We start from the raw sequence: 18,252 nt of genomic DNA, 5'->3' as shown, positions 1-18,252 counted from the left end.
ATAGACCCGCGCACCAATCGCCTTCCACGAAGGACCGTCCATTGTCGAAAAAGCGGCTTCCGGTCCTGTTGTTTTTCATGGCGCTCACAGGTTGCACGGCCGCTCAGAACGCCCGCGTGAGCAATTTCGCGGAGGTCAACGCCCTGCCCGTTCCGGCCGAGGTAAAGGCCTTCATCGACCGCCGAATGGGATGCGCCCATTGGGCCGGAGAGGGCGCGGAGGATAGAACCCGGGCGCGAGAAATCCGCCGAGCCCTCGCGGGCCTGCGGTGTTCGGCGCTGGAGAGGGACGAGCAGGCCTTGCGCGGCCGGCATCGACGGTCGCCCGCGGTGATCAAGGCGTTGGACGAGACCCGGGACTGGATCTGATCAGGCCGGAAACCCGCCCGCTCGCGCCAGCGAGGACGCCGGCGCCTTGCCCAGTTTCTCGCTGATGTCGCGGCCGATCTCGATCAGGGCCGCCAGGTCGTAGCCGGTGTCGAAACCGGCCCGCTCCAGCATGTAGACCAGGTCCTCGGTGCCGATGTTGCCGGTGGCGTTGGGCGCGAACGGGCAGCCGCCCAGGCCGCCGACCGAGGCGTCCAGCACGTCGATCCCGGCCTCGACGCTGGCGAAGGCGTTGGCCAGGCCGGTGTTGCGGGTGTCGTGGAAATGCATGCGCAGGCGGGCGTCGGGGGCGGCGGCGCGCACCGCCTCGATCCGCTGGCGGACGGTCCACGGATCGGCGACGCCGATGGTGTCGGCGATGGCGATCTCGGGCACGCCCAGGGCGGCGGCCTCGCGGACGATGGCCACGACCTGGTCTTCCGAAACCTCGCCGTCGAACGGACAGCCGAAGGCCACCGACAGGGTCATGGTGATCGGCGGGCCGCCCTCGACCGCTTGGCGCTCGACGATGGCGGCCAGGGTGTCGACCTGCTGGGCAGCGGTCGCGCCCTGGTTGGCGAGGCCGAAGCCGTCGGTGGCGCAGACCACCACATTGGCCTCGTCGCAGCCGGCCGCCACGCAGCGCTCCCAGCCGCGCAGGTTCAGCACCAGGCCGATCCGCGAATGATCCAGGTCGGGCTCGAGCGCGGCCATGATCTCTTCGGCCCCGGCCATCTGCGGCACGCGGTTGGGGTTGACGAAGGACACGGTCTCGATCCGCCTGGCGCCGGCGGCCTCGAGCCGGCGGATCAAGGCCAGCCTGTCCGCGACCGGCAGCGACAGCGTCTCGTTCTGCAGCCCGTCGCGCGGGCCGACCTCGACGATCTGGATGAAGCGGCTCATGGGCGGTTCTCGGCTAAAGCATCGTGCGGAAAAGTGGAGACCGGCTTTCCGCTAAAACGATGCGAAAACAAAAATCCAGATCAAGTCGTGCGGTTCCTTCATCGCACGACTTGATCTGGAGTGTCTTCGGCGTCGGCGTCGGCGTCGGCCTCGTCGTCCGCGTCCGGCTTGGCGGGCGCGCCGCGATAGAGCGTCAGGCGCTCCTTGTCGCCGTCGGAATAGTCGAAGCCCTCGACCACCCCGGCCGGACGGGCGGCCTGGCCCAGGGCCGCGAGGGCGGCGCGGAAGGCCTGCTCCTGGCGCCCCTCGACCACGGCCGGACGGCCCTCCGCCACCGCCTTGGCAGCGCCGGCCGGGTCGGTCAGCTGGGTGGTGGTGCCCAGCAGGAAGATCATGCTGGGCTCGGAATAGCCGGTGACGGCCACGGGCCCGGCCGCGCCGGCCCGGGGCGCCAGGTCGGCCTGTTCCAGCGCCGTCTCCAGGCGCGGCGACAGCAGCAGTGGCTCCAGCCTCGGCACGAGCACGCCGACCAGGGTGGCGTGGGCCAGGATGCCGACAGCCCCGGCCGTGACCAGGGCGATGGCGGCGGTCTTGCGCATCAGCAGCACCGCGCCGACCACCCCGGCGGCCAGGAACAGCAGGGCGGTGATCGCCGTCCACGGAATGTCGGACGGGTCGCCGTACTCGACGTGCAGATAGATCGCCACGGCCGCGAACAGCAGGCCGGCCACGACGCTCAGGGCGGCGCCGACGCCGCGTGAAATCCGGCCTAGCGGGGCTCGCAGCGTGGCGGCCATCAGCATGGCCAGGGCCGGGACGGCGGGCAGGGTGTAGTGGACCAGCTTGGTCGGCAGCAGTTCGAACACCAGCCAGGTCGGGATCAGCCAGCACAGGGCGAACCGCACGCCGGCCTCCTTGCGGCCCGTCCAGCCCAGCACCAGCCCGGACGGCAGCAGCAGGGTGGCGGGGAACACCAGCAGGAAGGCGAAGAGGGCGTAAGCGCCGAACGGCGCGCCGTGGCTTTCCTGGCCGCCGGCCAGCTTGGGGGCCAGGTCGCCGGTCACGGCGGTGGACCAGAAGGCGCCGTCGGTGGCCACGGTGATCATCGTCGCCCATGGCAGGACGATGCCCGCCAGCAGGATCAGGCCCCAGCCCCAGCCCAGGTCCTTGAGCCAGGGCGCCTTGCGGTCCCAGAGCCACAGCGCCGCGATGCTCAGCACCACGACCATCAGCCCGACCGGCCCCTTGATCAGCACGCTCATGGCCAGGCCGATCCAGAAGGCCACCTTGGTCCAACGATGAACCTTCTCGCCGGCAAGGTGCGCGGCGTAGATCCGCGCCACGGCGGCCATGGCCAGGGTGGTGAAGCCGCACAGCGCCGCATCGGTCTTGGCGATGAAGGCCTCGGTCGACAGCAGGATGGTCGCGCCCAGGATCGCCCCCGACAGCAGGCCGGTCTTTGGGCCCAGCAGCGCCGCCGCGCCCCAGGCGCAGGCCGCCGCCGCCAGCATGGCGCCCAGCAGGGAGGGGATGCGATAGGCCCAGATGCCCCGGTCCTCGGGCGCCGAGAAGGCGGTGACGCTGGCGGCCTGCAGCCAGTGGATGCCGACCGGCTTCTTGAAGCGCGGCTGGTCCTGGAACTTGATGACCACCAGGTCGTCGGTTTCCAGCATCTGGGCGGTGGCCTGGGCGAAACGCGATTCGTCGCGGTCCAGCGGCGGCATGGCGAAGACGCCGGGCAGGCCGGCGATCAGCGCCACCAAGGCGGCCATCAACGGACCGCGCCAGCCGCGGCTCCAGTCATCCAGGCGAGATTCGAGCGTCATGAGGATGGAATACCACGATCCTTTATCCTGGCGACTTTTGCGGTATTAGAGGGCGATGACCGCCCCCACCGCCGCCGCCCCCGATTTTTCCATCGTCGTTCCCGTCTTCGACGAGGGCGGCGCGGCGCCGGCCCTGGCCCGCGAGATCGCGGCGGCCTTCGCCGGCGAGAACCACGAGATCATCTTCATCGACGACGCCAGCCGCGACGACACCAAGGCCCTGCTGGTGGCGCTGAAGGCCGAGATTCCGCAACTGCGGGTGCTGTCGCATCGCAAGAACTCCGGCCAGAGCCGGGCTGTGCGCAGCGGCGTGCTGGCGGCCCGCGCGCCGATCGTCGTCACCCTGGACGGCGACGGCCAGAACGATCCCGCCGACGCCCCCCGCCTGGCCCGGGCCCTGAAGGCCGCGCCACAGGACCTGGCCCTGGTCGGCGGCGAGCGCGTCAAGCGCCAGGACAGCTCGGCCAAGCGCCTGGCTTCGAAGTTCGGCAACGGCGTGCGCAAGCGGCTGCTGAAGGACACGGCCAACGACACCGGCTGCGGGCTCAAGGCCTTCCGCCGCGAGGCCTTCCTGCGCCTGCCCTATTTCGATCACATCCACCGCTACATTCCGGCCCTGATGCTGCGCGAAGGCTATAGGGTCGACTTCCAGCCGGTGAACCATCGCCACCGCGAGAGCGGGGTGTCGAAATACACCAACTTCGGCCGGCTCAGGGCCTCGGTGTCGGACCTGCTGGGCGTGATGTGGCTGCAGACCCGGCTGCGCAACCCGCAGGGCGTGGACGAGGCTTAGGGCCTTGCGTCCTTCGAGGCTTCGCTTCGCTACGCACCTCAGGATGAGGGCCCTGGATTGCTACTGAATTCCTCATCCTGAGGCGCCCCGCGCAGCGGGCCTCGAAGGACGCAGGACGTCACCCGCTTGCTTTCCAGGCGGTCGCGGCTTCTCCCAACCCGCGAAACCGGTTAACCCTGAGGTCGCGCCATCCTGGGGGAAGAACCAAAGCCATGTTCGCCGCGTTTCCGCTGCTGGCCCTGCCGGTGCTGGTCTACAACCTGATCGTCCTGACCTTCGCGGGCGGGTTCGCCTCGAACGCCGCCCAGTACCGGCTGGCCGAGCAGCTGTTCACCATCCACATGACCTCCAAGGCCGACTGGGTGGTCAGCCTGGGCGACCTGCTGCTGGCCGCGTCCCTGGTGGTGCTGTTCGTCGAGCTCCTGAAGTCGACGACCAGCCGCAAGATCGCGATCATCAACCATTCGCTGTCGATGATCCTGTTCATCGTCTGCCTGGTCGAGTTCCTGCTGGCCCCGGCCTTCGGGACCTCGGTGTTCTTCCTGCTGACGGTGATGGTGCTGCTGGACGTGCTGGCCGGCTTCATCGTCACCATCGTCTCGGCCCGCCGCGACGTCGACTTCGGCGACGCGCACTAACTTGCGGCCGGGGACATGCCCTTGGGCGTGTCCTCAGTTACCGCCAATTTCGACAAGACCTTGCGGCGAAGCCTGGCGATGCTGACATCGTAGGTTTCCCGAAGGATCACGACCATGGCGTCCAAACCCGACATCTGGCTGGCGGCCGGCCTTCGCACCCCCTTCGCCAAGGTCGACGGGCCGCTGAAGGCCTATGACGCCATCGCGCTGTCGGTCCCGGTAGTCCAGGCGATGCTGGCGCAAGGGGCCCGCCCCGACTTCGCGATCTGGGGCACGGTGATCCCCAACCTGACCTGGAGCAACATCGCCCGCGAGGTGCTGCTGGACGCCGGGGCCGACCCGACCATCCCGGCCTTCTCGACGATCATGGCCTGCTCGACCAGCATGATCGGCGTCATCGAGGCCCACGGCATGATCGACGGGCGCGGGCGCGACCTGGCCCTAGTGGGCGGGGTCGAGAGCATGAGCAAGGTCCAGGTCGGGATGAGCATCGCCTTCTCCGACTGGCTGAAAGGCTTCCAGGCCGCCAAGACCGCCGGCCAGAAGCTGGCGCACCTGGCCAAGCTGAAAGCCGGCGACCTCAAGCTGTGGATCCCCAAGGTCGCCAACCGCACCACCGGCCTGTCGATGGGCGAGCACACCGAGATCACCGCCAAGGAATGGAAGCTGGCCCGTGCCGACCAGGACCAGATCGCCTTCGAGAGCCACCAGCACGCGGTAGCCGCCTGGGAGGCCGGGTTCTTCGACGACCTGGTCATCCCGATCGGCGATCTCAAGCACGATACAATCCCGCGCAAGGACTCGACGCTGGAGAAGCTGGCCAAGCTGGGCCCGGCCTTCGACAGGACCAGCGGCCAGGGCACGCTGACGGCCGGCAATTCCTCGCCCCTGACCGACGGGGCGGCGGCGATCTGGGTGGCGTCCAAGGCCGGCCTGGCGCGCCTGCCGGCCAGGACGCCCCGGGTGAAGGTGGTCGACTATGAGGTCACCTCGATCGACCTGCGCCACGAGGGTCTGCTGATGGCCCCGGCCTACGGCGTGCCGCGCCTGCTGGCCCGCAACGGGCTGAAATACGCGGACGTGGGCCTGTGGGAGATTCACGAGGCCTTCGCCGCCCAGGTGCTGTCGCACATCGCCGCCTGGGAGGATGAGAGGTTCCGCAGGACCAAGGCCGGGGTGGACGCGGACCTGGGCCCGTTCCCGCGCGACCGGATGAACCCCACCGGCGGCAGCCTGGCGGTCGGCCATCCGTTCGGGGCGACCGGCGCGCGAATCCTCAGCCAGGCGGTCAAGGAACTGGCCACGCGCGGCAAGGGCGAGAAGGCCATCGTCAGCATCTGCGCCGACGGCGGGCAGGGGACGATGATGTTGCTGGAGGCGGGTTAGGCCATGTTCGGCATTCGCTTCGTCAAGCTGGGCCATGGCTCGGAGAGGTTTCCGCTTGTCGGGCCGGTGCTCCCGGACGAGCAAGAGTTATGGCTGGCGATCGTCGCCGGGCGCGCGATGCTTGGATCGCGAGCGCCGGAGGCGGATGGCTTCGAGGTGTTCCTGCGAGAGAGCGGTGAACTCGTTCAGGAAGAATGGCTCTGAAGCTAGGTCAGCGCCGTGAAGATCAGCGTCACGACGGCGATGTCGAAGAAGCGGGTGACGGCGCTGAGCAGCATGGTGGGTCTCGTGGGCGGAACTCACCTCCGATCAAGCAAGACTGGCGCCAACCGGGCCGGCCGGGTTAGCGTTCGTCCATGGCGCTGTTCTTCGATCAGGCTTGGTACGACGCGCGGCTGGCCGAGCGCGGCCTGACGCGGGCGGTGCTGGCCGCCGTGGCCGGCATGACCTCGGACGAACTGGCCCTGGCCTTCAAGGACCAGCGTGAGCTGACGGCGGCGCAAGTGGCCGCTTTCGCCGAGCTTCTGGGGGTTTCCCTGGCCGAGGCCGCCCGCCGGGCCGGCGTCGGGGCGCACGCGGCCGCGCTGGTTCCGCCACCGGAAGAGAGCGTGTCGCTGGATCGGAAGGTGGCGGATCTGGAGACGCGGGTCGCCGCTCTGGAAGCCGAGCTGACCCGCCTGAAATCCTAGATCTCGGTCTTCTTGATCAGGCCCGCCTTGGGCCGGCGGTCGGCCTGGCCGGAATATTCCGTGCCGAGATAGGTCGAACGCGCCGCGTCGAGCACTTCCTGCCCACCCCGCAGGCCGCGCTTCTGGCCGCTTTGACCCATGATATGGGCGGCGAAGGTCGCGAACGCCCCGCGACGGGGCGGCGGTGGAGGAGCCGGCTCCTCGTCGCGCACGAAGGTCACCTCCTCATCGTCCGCCTCGGGGCGGTCGGTCTCGCGCGGCGCGGGCAGCGCGCGGCGGGTCGCCTGGGCGCGCCGGATGGGATCGATCGGGCCATTCATGGTGAAGAATTAGCGCCCGGATCGTTAAGAACGGATGGGTTGGCGTGGTTAAGGGATCGTGGCGGCCGATGTGCGTCCTTCGAGGCTCGGCTTCGCCTCGCACCTCAGGATGAGGAATTCAGCAACAAAGCTCCTCATCCTGAGGCGCCCGCGTAGCGGGCCTCGAAGGACGCACGGCGTCAAGGCTTGGTCGCCAGCTTCTCGATCTGCGCCTGCATGGCTTCCAGCTGGCGCTTGAGGTCGGCCAGGGAGTCCTCGCTGGGCGCGGGGGCGGGCGGGGCCGGTTCGGCGGGAGCCGCGGCCGGCGCATCCTCGGGCCGCGCATAGGCGAACGGCGAGAACATCTTCATGGCCCGGTCGAACAGCGCCATGTTCTGACGGATCTGGTCTTCGTAGACCCCCATGCCGACCATGCCCTTGGTCGCGCCGCCCAGGCCAGGCGTCAGGCCCGAGAACTGGGTGCGCATCCGCTCCTGCTGCTTGGTGAAGCTCTCCAGCGACATTTCCAGGTAGCTGGGCAGGAAGGCCTGCATGGAATTGCCGTAGAAACCGATCAGTTGGCGGAGGAACTGGATCGGCAGCAGGTTCTGGCCGCCGCCGCGATTTTCCTCTTCGAAGATGATCTGGGTCAGCACCGAACGGGTGATGTCGTCATTGGTCTTGGCGTCGTAGACCACGAAGTCCACGCCCTCCTTCACCATGTCCGACAGATGTTCCAGGGTGACATAGGAACTGGAGGCCGTGTTGTAGAGGCGACGGTTGGCGTATTTCTTGATGACGACCTTTTGGCCGGCGCTTTTTTCACCCGGCGTACGAGCCGATGGCGTTTCGCCGTTTTCGTTGTTCTCGGACATTTCGTTCCCTAGGACAGCGTTGTCTCCGCCTTTTCGCATCGCACTATCGCGGATGCAAAGGCATGGCGCCAGTGCCGCCGAAGCTTGGAACGCGCAACATCCCGTGAAAAGGTGACGGTGACGAACCCTGCGGGATTATGCAAGGTGGCGCCGCATCGCAAAAAATGGGCGCCGCACCTGCGAGAAGCGCCCGGAAACCACGTCACGGGAGCTTCTTCGCCATGAGCGACATCGTCATCGTCTCCGCCGCCCGCACGCCGGTCGGTTCGTTCCTCGGCGCCCTGTCCAGCCTGCCGGCCCACGAGCTGGGCAAGATCGCCATCCAGGCCGCCGTCGAGCGGGCGGGCATCAGCGCCGCCGATGTCGACGAGGTGATCCTGGGCCAGGTGCTGCAGGCCGCCGCCGGCCAGGGTCCGGCGCGGCAGGCCTCGGTCAACGCCGGCATCCCCGTCGAAAGCCCGGCCTGGAGCCTCAACCAGCTGTGCGGCTCGGGCCTGCGCGCTGTCGCGCTAGGGGCTCAGCAGATCGCCGCCGGCGACGCCAGCATCGTGGTGGTGGGCGGCCAGGAGAGCATGAGCCAGGCCCCGCACGCCCAGGCGCTGCGCAACGGCCAGAAGATGGGCGACCTGTCGTTCGTCGACACCATGATCAAGGACGGCCTGTGGGACGCCTTCCACGGCTACCACATGGGCCAGACCGCCGAGAACATCGCCAGCCGCTGGCAGATCACCCGCGAGGCCCAGGACAGGTTCGCCGTCGCCAGCCAGAACAAGGCCGAGGCCGCCCAGAAAGCCGGCCGGTTCGACAGCGAGATCGCCCCGGTGACCATCAAGGGCCGCAAGGGCGACACGGTGGTCAAGGACGACGAGTTCATCCGCCACGGCGTCACCTACGAAGGCATTTCGGGCCTGAAGCCGGCCTTCACCAAGGACGGCACGGTCACCGCCGCCAACGCCTCGGGCCTCAACGACGGCGCCGCCGCCCTGGTGCTGATGAGCGCCGACGAGGCCAAGAAGCGCGGCCTGACCCCGCTGGCCCGCATCGCCTCGTGGGCCAATGCCGGCGTCGCGCCCGAGATCATGGGCACCGGCCCGATCCCGGCCAGCAAGAAGGCCCTGGAAAAGGCCGGCTGGAAGGTCTCGGACCTCGACCTGGTCGAGAGCAATGAGGCCTTCGCCGCCCAGTCGCTGTGCGTGGTCGGCGAGCTGGGCCTCGACCCGGCCAAGGTCAATGTCAACGGCGGGGCCATCGCCATCGGCCACCCGATCGGCGCCTCGGGCGCGCGCATCCTCACCACCCTGGTCCACGAGATGAAGCGGTCCGGAGCCAAGAAGGGCCTGGCGACGTTGTGCATCGGTGGTGGCATGGGCGTGGCCATGTGCGTCGAAGCGATCTGACGACGAAACGCTTGTTGGCCAAATCTTCATGACGGTCGCCGGCCGGGGCTTGTCCCGCGCCGGCGACCGCGTGCAACCATAAGAAACCTAAGTGGGAGAGACACATGGCGAGAGTTGCGTTCGTGACCGGCGGCACCCGGGGCATCGGTCGAGCGATCTGCGAGCGGCTGGTCGCCGACGGAATGAAGGTGGCGGCCGGCTATTCCGGCAACGAAGAGGCCGCCGCGGCCTGCGCCAAGACCCTGGGCGTGATGGTGGTCAAGGGCAATGTCGGCTCGTTCGACGACTGCGCCGCCGCCGTCAAGACGGTCGAGGCCGAGCTTGGCCCGGTCGAGGTGCTGATCAACAACGCCGGCATCACCCGCGACGGCATGCTGCACAAGATGACCTACGAGCAGTGGTCGGAGGTCATCCGGGTGAACATGGACAGCGCCTTCAACATGACCCGTCCGGTCATCGAAGGCATGCGCGAGCGCGGCTGGGGCCGAATCATCAACATCAGCTCGATCAACGGCCAGAAGGGCCAGATGGGCCAGACCAACTATTCGGCCGCCAAGGCCGGACTGATCGGCTTCACCAAGGCCCTGGCCCTGGAGAACGCCAAGAAGGGCGTGACCGTCAACGTCATCTGCCCGGGCTATATCGACACCGAGATGGTCGCCGCCGTGCCCGAGAACGTCCTGGCCCAGATCATCGCCGGCATCCCGGTCGGTCGCCTGGGCAAGGGCGAGGAGATCGCCGACATGGTCGCCTTCCTGGCGGGCGAGCGGGCGGGCTTCGTGACCGGCGCGACACTCACCCTGAACGGCGGCCAGTACATGGCGGCCTAGGTTTCGGCTGAGCTTGATCGTTCGAGCTAGGTCTTTGAAATCAGCGCTTTATTCAAGTTGTCATCCCGGCCGAAGCGAAGCGTAGAGCCGGGACCCAGGGCCACCGCATCGCGTCGGCCCCTAGGTCCCGGACAGCCTCTGCGAGGCTTCCGGGATGACAACGGTGGTGGGCCTTCAATTGAGTGCGAGCTCCAGCCGACCTTTCAAGCGTAGCTATCCACTTGACGGCGACGCTCCCGCCGGTTCGACTAGCGGACTGACGGGAGTGTTGCCGACAAGCGACACTGGAGCGTCCGGGGTGAGGCGTGGCGGGAACAAGGTCTTTGGCGTCCAAGATTCGCCCCAGTCGGCGATCATGACCGTGGGCATGAAGAGTCTATCGGCGGCGACGACAGGGCCAGGGGGCTGCGCGATCCTGCTGGCGTTCGCCCTGGGGGCCAGCGCCGGCGCCGCGAATGCGCAGCAGTCGAGCCTTCGCGACCTCTTCGGCGCCCGGAGCGGGTCGGAATCCCGCAAGGCGCCCGCGCCCCCCGTCGCTCGCTACGTGTCGGAAACCGGCAGCGCCTTCGTCCTCGACCGGGCCTCGCCCCAGCCGCTGATGAAGTTCGAGAACAGCTCCGAGGTCTGGGTGCTGTCGCCGCAGCCGGCCCCGCGCGGCGACACGATCTACAAGAACGAGATGGGCGAGCCGGTGCTGCGGGCCACCAAGCTGGGCGGCATGACGCTGTTCACCAGCGAACGGCCGGCTGGCGACGCCGCCGCCCTGATCGGCAGGGCGACCTCGATCCAGCCGCCGACGTTCATTTCGGTCAACGCCCTGTTCCAGCGCCTGGTCCAGGCCAGCGCCCGCGCCAGCCGCGCGGCCCAGCATCGCGTTTCGTTCGAAACCGTCGACGACGCCACCCCCGCCACCTCGGTGCTGGTGGCCGACACCGCCACGGTCACCGCCGAGGCCTTCGAAAAGATGGCCCGCAACGGCGATCGCAACCTGCTCAATCGCGTGGCCCGGGTGCTGCTGGCCGAGGGCCACAAGCCGGGGGCCAACCTGAAGGGCGGCGACCTGACCGTGACCTACGCGCCCGACAAGGGCCTGTCCGGCCGGCCGTCCTCGAAGCGGATCATCAAGGTCGTCAACAAGTAGCGGCGCTGTGCGTCCTTCGAGGCCCGCTTCGCGGGCGCCTCAGGATGAGGAGCGTTGTGCTGAATTCCTCATCCTGAGGTGAGAGCCGTAGGCGAACCTCGAAGGACGCACGGCCCCGCCGCTCTACCCCAGCCGCTTGCGCACCTGGATGAACAGGTAGGGCTCGAACGGGATCGAGCGGTATTCGACCGTCTTCACCGAACCGTCGGCCCGCGAACCGTTGTAGATCACGCGCTCGCGGGTGATGTTGCGCGAGGTCAGGTTGGCCAGGGTGGTGCGCACGGTCAGGTCGGCGCGCGGCTTCCACTCGGCGAAGGTTTCGAACCACTGCTCGAACCGGTTGGTGCGCACCTCGTTGATCCGATAGCGGCTGTTCTCGTTGGGGCATCCCGTCGAGGCGCCCCAGCTCCACTTGCCGCCCGGCATGTCGCGCGTGAAGCTGACATTGCAGACGAAGGGCGTGGCGTTGGTGATGCGACGCTTTTCCAGGGTGACCGGATCGGTGACCTCGCTGTCGTACCAGCTAAGGCGGGTCTTCAACTGGCCGCCCGACAGGCCCAGCCGGTCGGTGGGCAGGGTCATCAGGATCACGAACTGGTCGGACCGGCCGTCGCCGATGTTGCTGGGCGCGTCCAGGCCGCTGCCGTCGTCCAGCGGCTTGTAGTCGTTGACGTCCTGGATCTCGGCGTGGGTGAGGGTGGCCGAGATCGAGCCCGCGCCCCAGAACCGCCGCTCGTACGCGACCTCGCCGACCCAGGAGCGGCTTGGCGCCAGCTTGGCGTCGGCGCCGTCGCTGGTGCCGGCCTGCAGGTCGGCGGACGAGACGAAGTCGCCGAAGTTCAGCTGTCCGACCTCGCGCTCCAATCGGAAACGCAGCTGGTCGACGCTGTTGGGGTTCCAGGTCACCATGACCCGGGGCTTGGGGTAGAAGAAGTCGCGCTCCAGGTTGTTGTCGCCGGTCTGGGTGATGCGCGAGATCTCCAGGCGCGCCCCGGCCTCGACCGTCAACTTGGGATCGGGGCGCCAGACGGCCTTGCCGGCGGCCTCGCCGCGCAGTTCCTCGACCTTGACATTGACGAGGTCCGGGATCGGCGCGGTCGTGGACACGTAGCGCGTCGCGCCGTCCAGGACGTTGTAGGCGCCTTCGACGCTGGCCTCGAGCGACAGCTTTTCGGACCGTAGCTGCTTGAGCTCGGCGCGCAGGATGGTTTCGCCGGTCTTGTCGATCTCGGAATAGACCTGATGATCACCCGACTTGTCGGCCGTCGAGCCGTATTCCTCGTGGCCCAGGTTCTGCAGGAACACCAGTTGCAGGTCGGTGTTCGAGGCGAGTTTCCGATCGTAGCGGGCCCCGAACTCGCCGGTCCAGTTCTCGTCGGTCTCGCCGCTGGTTTCGCGGCCGGGGCCGGGGAAGAAACGGGTGTAGGTCACGTCGCGGTCATAGGAAAAGTACTCGACCTTGCCGTTGACCTTCAGCTTGCCGCCCAGGACCCCGCGCTGGATCGCGCCGCGCGCGACGTAGTTCTGGATCTCGTCATAGCCCTTCACCGCCTCGCGCGAGACCAGGTTCCCGGCCCCGTCGCTGCGCACCCGGGCGGCGCCGTCGAAGGTGTCGCCGGTGCGGTCGATGGTGGCCTTCAGCGAACCTTCCAGCTCGTTGATCCCGTCGCGGCGCGAGGCCTGGAACTCCAGCAGCGGGCCGAAGAAACCGTCCGGATAGAGGTAGGTCTGGATGTTGGCGACCTTCTCGACCTGCACGGTCTTCTTGATCACCACGTTGGCCAGGATCGTGCGGCCCTGCATGTCGACGCCGGGCGCGCCGCCGCGGATCAGCTCGACGCGCTCGACGGCCGAGGTCGAGATGCGCTTGAGGATGTCCTCCAGGGTCTCGCTCTTGGTGGTCGGGCGTTCGCCGTTGATCAGCACATTGCCGGCGGCGCCCGCGAAGCCGCGGACGTCGCTGCCCTGGTCCAACCGAAAGCCGGGCAGGCGGGTGATCATGTCGAAGGCGGTGCTGGGCCGTGCGGCCTCGAAGAAGCTGGGCGGATAGGCGATCACGCCGCGTTGTTCGGCGGTGGTGGTGGCGGTGTCGGCGACCACGGGGGCGGCCTGCGGAGCCGAAGTCGGAGCGGTAGCTTGGGCCTCGGGCGATGCCAGGCCCAAGGCGAAGATAAGCGAAGTCAGACTCATACCGCGGTCCCCCAAAGCCCCCGCTTTGTTGGCGGCGAACCTGAGGTTCCGGAGGCGCCGGAACCAGTTACAAAACCGCAAGGTAGATTACATTTGTGAAATGTTTTCGCCGATCACCTGGGGGAGCGGAGGTTTCGGCAAGATTTTCAGGGTGTTACGGCAGCCGCTCTGATCTTGCTTCCGCATGCGCTCTCCCCCTCCGCCGTCATCCCGGGCCTTGTGCCCGGGACCCCTGGTTCAGCCGACGGTGAAGTACCTTGGCGCGCCAGCGCGCCACCCATCCGCACCCGCGGCGGACTGAGGGATCCCGGGCACAAGGCCCGGGATGACGGTTCAAAAGAGGTGGATGAGGGGGGAGGAGGGACCTCTAACTAAACCGCCGTGCCGCCCACCGTCAGGCCGGTGATCTTCAGCGACGGCTGGCCGACGCCGACCGGCACGCCCTGACCCGACTTGCCGCAGACGCCGATGCCGGGGTCGAAGTCGAAGTCGTTGCCGATCATCGTCACCTTGGTCAGGGCGTTGGGGCCGTCGCCGATCAGGGTGGCGCCCTTGACCGGGGCGGTGATCTTGCCGTCCTCGACCAGATAGGCCTCGGTGCACTGGAAGACGAACTTGCCGTTGGTGATGTCGACCTGGCCGCCGCCGAAATTGGCGCAGTAGAGGCCGCGCTTCATCGAGGCGATCATCTCGGCCGGGTCGTCGTTCCCGGCCAGCATGCCGGTGTTGGTCATGCGCGGCATGGGCATGTGGGCGTAGGACTGGCGGCGGCCGTTGCCGGTCGGGGCCATGCCCATCAGTCGAGCGCTCATCCGGTCGTGCATGTAGCCGACCAGGATCCCGTCCTCGATCAGGATCGTGCGCTCGGTCGGGGTGCCCTCGTCATCGATGGTCAGCGAGCCGCGACGGCCGGCCAGTGAACCATCGTCGAACACGGTCACGCCCTTGGCCGCCACACGCTCGCCGATGCGGCCGGAGAAGGCGCTGATGCCCTTGCGGTTGAAGTCGCCCTCCAGGCCGTGACCAACGGCTTCGTGCAGCAGCACGCCGTTCCAGCCGGGGCCAAGCACCACGTCCATCTCGCCGGCCGGGCAGGCCACGGCGTCCAGATTGACCAGCGCCATGCGCAGGGCCTCGTCGACCTGGTCCCGCCACTTGTCGGGGCTGATCCAGGCGGCGAAGCCGGCGCGGCCGCCGGCCCCGGACGAGCCGGCCTCGCGCTTGCCGTCCTTCTCGACCGTGACCTGGACGTTGACGCGGACCAGCGGCCGCACGTCGCGCAGCAGCCGGCCGTCGGCCCTCAGGATCTCGACCACCCGGCGCTCGCCGGCCATCGAGGCCATCACCTGGACCACACGCGGGTCGCGAGCCCGGGCGAAGGCGTCGATCTCCTGCAGCAAGGCGACCTTGTCGGAGAAGGCGGGGGAGGAGACCGGGTCGTCCTCGCCATAGAGCTTTTCGTTGGTGGCGCGCGGCGCCTCGGCGCTGACCCCGGCATAGCCGCGGCGGGCCAGCTTGGCCGAATCGGCGGCCCGGCCGATGGCGGCTTCGGAGATCTCGGCGGAATGGGCGTAGCCGGCGGTCTCGCCGGCCACCACGCGCAGGCCGAAACCCTCGCCCGAATCATAGGAGGCGCTCTTCAGGCGACCGTCGTCGAATACGAAGGCCTCGCTCTCGGAGCGTTCGACGAACAGCTCGCCGTCGTCAGCGCCGGCCAGGGCTTCGCCGAGGATTTGGCGGGCGCGTTCGGGATCGACGCCGGCGGCGGCCAGCAGGGACGGGGCGGTCATGGGAGCGGTCATGGCGTACAGGTAGGGGTTTCCTTGGCCCGCGTCATCACCCGGCGACGATTCGTCCATCCGCTGACGGGGACAGGCGCATGCGCCTGTCCCCATTCCGAGCTCACCAGCTTTCGTGCACTTCGCCGGATCCGGCGACGTTGGTGACCAGGCTGGTCGGCTTGGTGGTGACGCTGACCTCGCCGCTGCCGGCCACCTCGACCTCGGCCGCGCCGTGCGGAGCGATCCGCGCCGAGCCGCTACCGGCCACGGCGACCTTGGCGTCGCCGGTGTCGAGCTCGGTCAGGTCGGCGTCGCCGGAGCCGGAAATGCGAAGGTCGATCTTCGCCGCCTTGCCTTCGGCCTCGATCTCGCCGCTGCCGTTCAGCTCGATCGTCGCGGTGGGCTGGTCATAGGCCCGCACCCTCAGGTCGCCGCTGCCGTTCAGGGTGAAGCCGCGCACGGCTGGGGCGGTGACCTCGATGGTCAGCTGGTCATGGCCCCGGCCGACGTGGAAGCCGTGGCTGTTGAGGTTGACCGTCGAGGCGTCGTCGTCGCCCCTCAGGCGGATCTGGCCGCCATCCACCACCACCCGGTCCACCAGGCCCTTGGGGCCGTTGACCTTGATCGAGGCGCCGGCTCCGGGGGCGCTCTGAGTGAAGGTGACGTCGGCGGGCACGTCGATCTGCAGCGTGTCGGACCCGGTCCAGGCGATCTGGCGTTCGATCGTCTCGTCGCTGGCCAGGCGATCGGGCGTGATGCTGACGTGGTCGTCGTCGTCGTTGATCTCGACGTGCCAGTCGGCGGGAATATTCCAGCCGTTCTTGAGGATGTCCCGCCCGCCCAGGGCGGCGGCGCCGGCGAAGCAGCCCAGCGCCAGGACGAAGCTGGCGACGGCGACGATGGTCAGGTTGCGGATCATGATGGCCCCCTCAGACCTGGGTTTCGATGGCCGGCTTCAGCAGCCGGTAGTGAAGACGCCCGAACCAGACCAGGCCGTTGACCAGCCAGATGCTGAGCAGGGTGGTGACGGCGGCCAGGGCGGTGGCGGCGGCCATCAGGCCGATGCCCAGCAGGAAGGCGACGGCCGGGCCGCCGGGCTGTCCGGCGAAGGGGCCGACCGCGGTCACCGCGCCCCCGGCGACGAAGATGCCGATGGCGGCCATGAAGCAGGCGAACAGCGTGCCCAGCACCCCCATCAGCAGGGGCAGCAGGAACAGGATGTCGATGGCCCCCAGGCCGACGATGGCGAAGATCGCCCCGGCGGCGGCGGAGGGGTTCTTGGCCTCCTCCCAGCGCTTGACGCCCTGTTCGGCGCGCTGTTCGCGGGCCAGGCGCTCGGGCTCGCCGAGCGCGGCGGCCACGTCGGCCTCGGTGCGTCCGGCCGCCAGGCCGTCGGCGAAATGGGCCTCGTAGTCGGCGACGATGTCGGTGATCGCGGAGGCCGGCATGCCGGCCAGGCCGCGCTTGAGGCGGGTGAGGAATTCGGCGCGCGTCATGCGGCGGCTCCCAGGATGTGTTCGACGGCGGCGGTAAACGCCGCCCATTCGGCCTTCTGGGCCGCGAAGCTGTCGCGGCCGGCGTCGGTCAGGCGGTAATATTTACGCGGCGGGCCGCTCTGGGACTCGACCAGATAGGTCTCGACCAGGCCGTCCGACTGCATGCGGCGCATGAGCGGATAAATTGTCCCTTCCCCCATATCGATGTCCTTGGCCAGTTGGCTGGCGATCTCGTAGGCGTAGCTGTCGGCCCGCGACAGCAGGGCCAGAACGCAGAGCGCCAGCACGCCTTTCTTCAGTTGTATCTCGATGGCTTCCGTCACGGTGGCTGTTTCCCGTTGATGGCTCTCTTGTGACGCAAGGTAGTGCCTAATGCAAGGTAGCTGGCATTACATGTTAGTAATGCTACCTAGGTCCGAACGGCCGTTGTTGAGACCTGTTCTCAGCTGGCTTGCCTGGGTGTCGAGCACGGTGTTCGGGGAACGCCTCTGGCGCTTGGCAACGGGGTTTGGAGCGCGTATGCACGCCAGCGACCGGCCAGAGGCGGCGGGGCGGACTGTCGATTCACGTTGCGAGACGGAAGTCGATTGCCAGGCCCCCTTGTCGCTGGTCGTATTGTGCATGTCGGCGCGGCGTGGGTTCGATGGACGCCAAATCGCCGCCGAAACGGGCCGTGAGGGATATGAAGGCAATTCAGGGGATGCGGCGGATGTTGGCGGGCGTAGCCGCCGTCGCCGCCACGACGATGGTCCTTTCGGGGATGTTCGCGGGGCAAGCCCTCGCCAAGGGCGCCGAACTGCTGGGCCAACCGACGCCCGGCGCGATCGATCTGCAGCAGGCGGCCTCGCCGCTGAAGCATGACGCGATCTGGTTTCACACCTGGATCCTGATGCCGATCATCACGGCCATCACCCTTTTGGTGCTGGGCCTGATCGTCTGGATCGTCATCCGCTATAACGCGAAGTCGAACCCGGTCCCGGCCAAGTTCAGCCACAACACGACGGTCGAGATCATCTGGACCGTGGTGCCGGTGCTGATCCTGATGGTCATCGCCATCTTCTCGTTCCGGCTGCTGTTCGCCTACGACAACATGCCCAAGCCCTACATGACCGTGAAGGCCACCGGCTATCAGTGGTACTGGGGCTATGAGTATCCCGACCAGAAGATCAGCGAGATCATCTCGACCCCGCTGAAGAAGGAAGAGGCCGACGCCAAGGGCGTGCCTTACCTGCTGGCGGCCAACACCCCGCTGGTGGTGCCGGTCAACCAGGTCGTCCACGTCCAGGTGACGGCCGCCGACGTGATCCACGCCTTCGCCCTGCCGGCCTTCGGTCTGAAGACCGACGCCGTCCCCGGGCGCCTGAACCTGACCTGGTTCAAGGCCGAGAAGATCGGGACCTACTACGGCGAGTGCTCCGAGCTGTGCGGCGTCGATCACTCGAACATGCCGATCGAGATCAAGGTGGTCAGCCAGGCCGACTTCGACGCCTGGGTGAAGTCCAAGACCGCGCCCGCTCCGGCCGCGACCGCCGCCGCCGCTCCGGCCCCCGGCGCCCTTGGGGTAACGCCGGCCGCCGCCCCCGCTTCCGCCCCGGCCGCGGCTCCCGCCGCGCCGGCGGTCTAAGATACGATTGCAGGATTAA

At 68.1% G+C, this 18,252-nt stretch carries 19 protein-coding genes and 3 pseudogenes; 12 read left to right on the top strand and 10 right to left on the bottom strand.

All coding sequences use genetic code 11. The features are described 5' to 3' along the window. Positions 1-41 precede the first annotated feature (41 nt). A complete protein-coding gene (locus ASD79_RS10720; protein WP_156400443.1) occupies positions 42-368 on the top strand; it encodes a hypothetical protein in 327 nt (108 codons plus the stop codon). On the opposite strand, the gene ASD79_RS10715 is transcribed toward ASD79_RS10720, so the two are convergent. Continuing rightward, complete coding sequence (locus ASD79_RS10715) at positions 369-1,268, bottom strand: hydroxymethylglutaryl-CoA lyase (RefSeq protein ID WP_056721339.1); 900 nt, start codon at positions 1,266-1,268, stop codon at positions 369-371. It abuts the gene before it with no gap. Between the two features lie 98 nt (positions 1,269-1,366). After that, positions 1,367-3,094, bottom strand: coding sequence for a glycosyltransferase family 39 protein (locus ASD79_RS10710; protein ID WP_056721337.1), 1,728 nt, complete (start codon positions 3,092-3,094; stop codon positions 1,367-1,369). A 55-nt stretch (positions 3,095-3,149) separates the two neighbouring features. Between ASD79_RS10710 and ASD79_RS10705 the strand changes: the two genes are divergently transcribed. The 5 genes from ASD79_RS10705 to ASD79_RS10685 all read left to right on the top strand — a co-directional run bounded on the left by ASD79_RS10705 (position 3,150) and on the right by ASD79_RS10685 (position 6,600). After that, the gene (locus ASD79_RS10705; protein ID WP_056721334.1) at positions 3,150-3,887 is read left to right on the top strand and encodes a glycosyltransferase family 2 protein; all 738 of its coding nucleotides are present in this window, start codon (positions 3,150-3,152) and stop codon (positions 3,885-3,887) included. A gap of 212 nt (positions 3,888-4,099) precedes the next feature. Next, on the top strand, positions 4,100-4,525 hold the full coding sequence (locus ASD79_RS10700) for a hypothetical protein (protein WP_007663595.1): 426 nt from the start codon (positions 4,100-4,102) through the stop codon (positions 4,523-4,525). A 114-nt stretch (positions 4,526-4,639) separates the two neighbouring features. After that, the gene (locus tag ASD79_RS10695) at positions 4,640-5,911 is read left to right on the top strand and encodes an acetyl-CoA C-acyltransferase (RefSeq protein ID WP_056721333.1); all 1,272 of its coding nucleotides are present in this window, start codon (positions 4,640-4,642) and stop codon (positions 5,909-5,911) included. Positions 5,912-5,914: 3 nt separating this feature from the next. Next, a complete protein-coding gene (locus tag ASD79_RS10690) occupies positions 5,915-6,115 on the top strand; it encodes a hypothetical protein (protein ID WP_056721331.1) in 201 nt (66 codons plus the stop codon). Between the two features lie 152 nt (positions 6,116-6,267). Continuing rightward, positions 6,268-6,600: a helix-turn-helix transcriptional regulator gene (locus ASD79_RS10685; protein WP_056721329.1), complete on the top strand. Its 333-nt coding sequence runs from the start codon at positions 6,268-6,270 to the stop codon at positions 6,598-6,600. Here ASD79_RS10685 and ASD79_RS10680 read toward each other — a convergent pair. After that, positions 6,597-6,920, bottom strand: coding sequence for a hypothetical protein (locus tag ASD79_RS10680; protein WP_056721328.1), 324 nt, complete (start codon positions 6,918-6,920; stop codon positions 6,597-6,599). The two genes, ASD79_RS10685 and ASD79_RS10680, sit on opposite strands and share 4 nt — an antisense overlap. Before the next feature lie 39 nt (positions 6,921-6,959). On the opposite strand from ASD79_RS10680, the pseudogene ASD79_RS25055 reads away from it, so the two are divergent. Beyond that, positions 6,960-7,073 (top strand): annotated as a pseudogene (locus ASD79_RS25055) (hypothetical protein); the annotation flags it as partial. A gap of 26 nt (positions 7,074-7,099) precedes the next feature. Here ASD79_RS25055 and phaR read toward each other — a convergent pair. Further along, positions 7,100-7,774 carry a polyhydroxyalkanoate synthesis repressor PhaR gene (phaR, locus tag ASD79_RS10675; RefSeq protein WP_056721326.1) on the bottom strand — a complete coding sequence of 225 codons (675 nt, stop codon included), beginning with the start codon at positions 7,772-7,774 and terminating at the stop codon, positions 7,100-7,102. A 221-nt stretch (positions 7,775-7,995) separates the two neighbouring features. On the opposite strand from phaR, the gene ASD79_RS10670 reads away from it, so the two are divergent. From ASD79_RS10670 to ASD79_RS10660, 4 genes and pseudogenes are all read left to right on the top strand, one after another. After that, a complete protein-coding gene (locus ASD79_RS10670) occupies positions 7,996-9,171 on the top strand; it encodes an acetyl-CoA C-acetyltransferase (RefSeq protein WP_056721324.1) in 1,176 nt (391 codons plus the stop codon). Between the two features lie 104 nt (positions 9,172-9,275). Continuing rightward, positions 9,276-10,001, top strand: a complete 726-nt coding sequence (locus tag ASD79_RS10665) for a beta-ketoacyl-ACP reductase (RefSeq protein WP_056721322.1) — start codon at positions 9,276-9,278, stop codon at positions 9,999-10,001. 34 nt (positions 10,002-10,035) lie between these two features. Further along, positions 10,036-10,160 (top strand): annotated as a pseudogene (locus ASD79_RS25050) (hypothetical protein); the annotation flags it as partial. A 208-nt stretch (positions 10,161-10,368) separates the two neighbouring features. After that, complete coding sequence (locus ASD79_RS10660) at positions 10,369-11,142, top strand: DUF4908 domain-containing protein (RefSeq protein ID WP_235524401.1); 774 nt, start codon at positions 10,369-10,371, stop codon at positions 11,140-11,142. A gap of 2 nt (positions 11,143-11,144) precedes the next feature. Here the strand turns inward: ASD79_RS10660 and ASD79_RS23825 are convergent. The 6 genes and pseudogenes from ASD79_RS23825 to ASD79_RS10635 form a co-directional block, all read right to left on the bottom strand. Continuing rightward, positions 11,145-11,251 (bottom strand): annotated as a pseudogene (locus tag ASD79_RS23825) (hypothetical protein); the annotation flags it as partial. A 14-nt stretch (positions 11,252-11,265) separates the two neighbouring features. Next, complete coding sequence (locus ASD79_RS10655; RefSeq protein ID WP_056721320.1) at positions 11,266-13,332, bottom strand: TonB-dependent siderophore receptor; 2,067 nt, start codon at positions 13,330-13,332, stop codon at positions 11,266-11,268. Positions 13,333-13,703: 371 nt separating this feature from the next. Beyond that, positions 13,704-15,134, bottom strand: a complete 1,431-nt coding sequence (gene tldD, locus ASD79_RS10650) for a metalloprotease TldD (protein ID WP_056721684.1) — start codon at positions 15,132-15,134, stop codon at positions 13,704-13,706. A gap of 100 nt (positions 15,135-15,234) precedes the next feature. Beyond that, positions 15,235-16,032 (bottom strand): DUF2807 domain-containing protein, encoded by a 798-nt coding sequence (locus ASD79_RS10645; protein WP_056721319.1) that lies wholly within the window; start codon positions 16,030-16,032, stop codon positions 15,235-15,237. Between the two features lie 10 nt (positions 16,033-16,042). Continuing rightward, complete coding sequence (locus tag ASD79_RS10640; RefSeq protein WP_056721317.1) at positions 16,043-16,609, bottom strand: DUF1700 domain-containing protein; 567 nt, start codon at positions 16,607-16,609, stop codon at positions 16,043-16,045. Continuing rightward, entirely contained in the window at positions 16,606-16,932 is a 327-nt protein-coding gene (locus ASD79_RS10635) for a PadR family transcriptional regulator (protein ID WP_007663566.1), read from the bottom strand. Before ASD79_RS10635 ends, ASD79_RS10640 begins: the two co-directional genes overlap by 4 nt. Positions 16,933-17,291: 359 nt before the next feature. Between ASD79_RS10635 and coxB the strand changes: the two genes are divergently transcribed. Next, entirely contained in the window at positions 17,292-18,233 is a 942-nt protein-coding gene (gene coxB / locus ASD79_RS10630; protein WP_056721315.1) for a cytochrome c oxidase subunit II, read from the top strand. Positions 18,234-18,252 lie beyond the last annotated feature (19 nt).

The organism is Caulobacter sp. Root655 (assembly GCF_001427665.1).
Taxonomy (GTDB): Bacteria; Pseudomonadota; Alphaproteobacteria; order Caulobacterales; family Caulobacteraceae; genus Caulobacter.
This window is presented reverse-complemented; position numbering and strand designations above follow the sequence as displayed.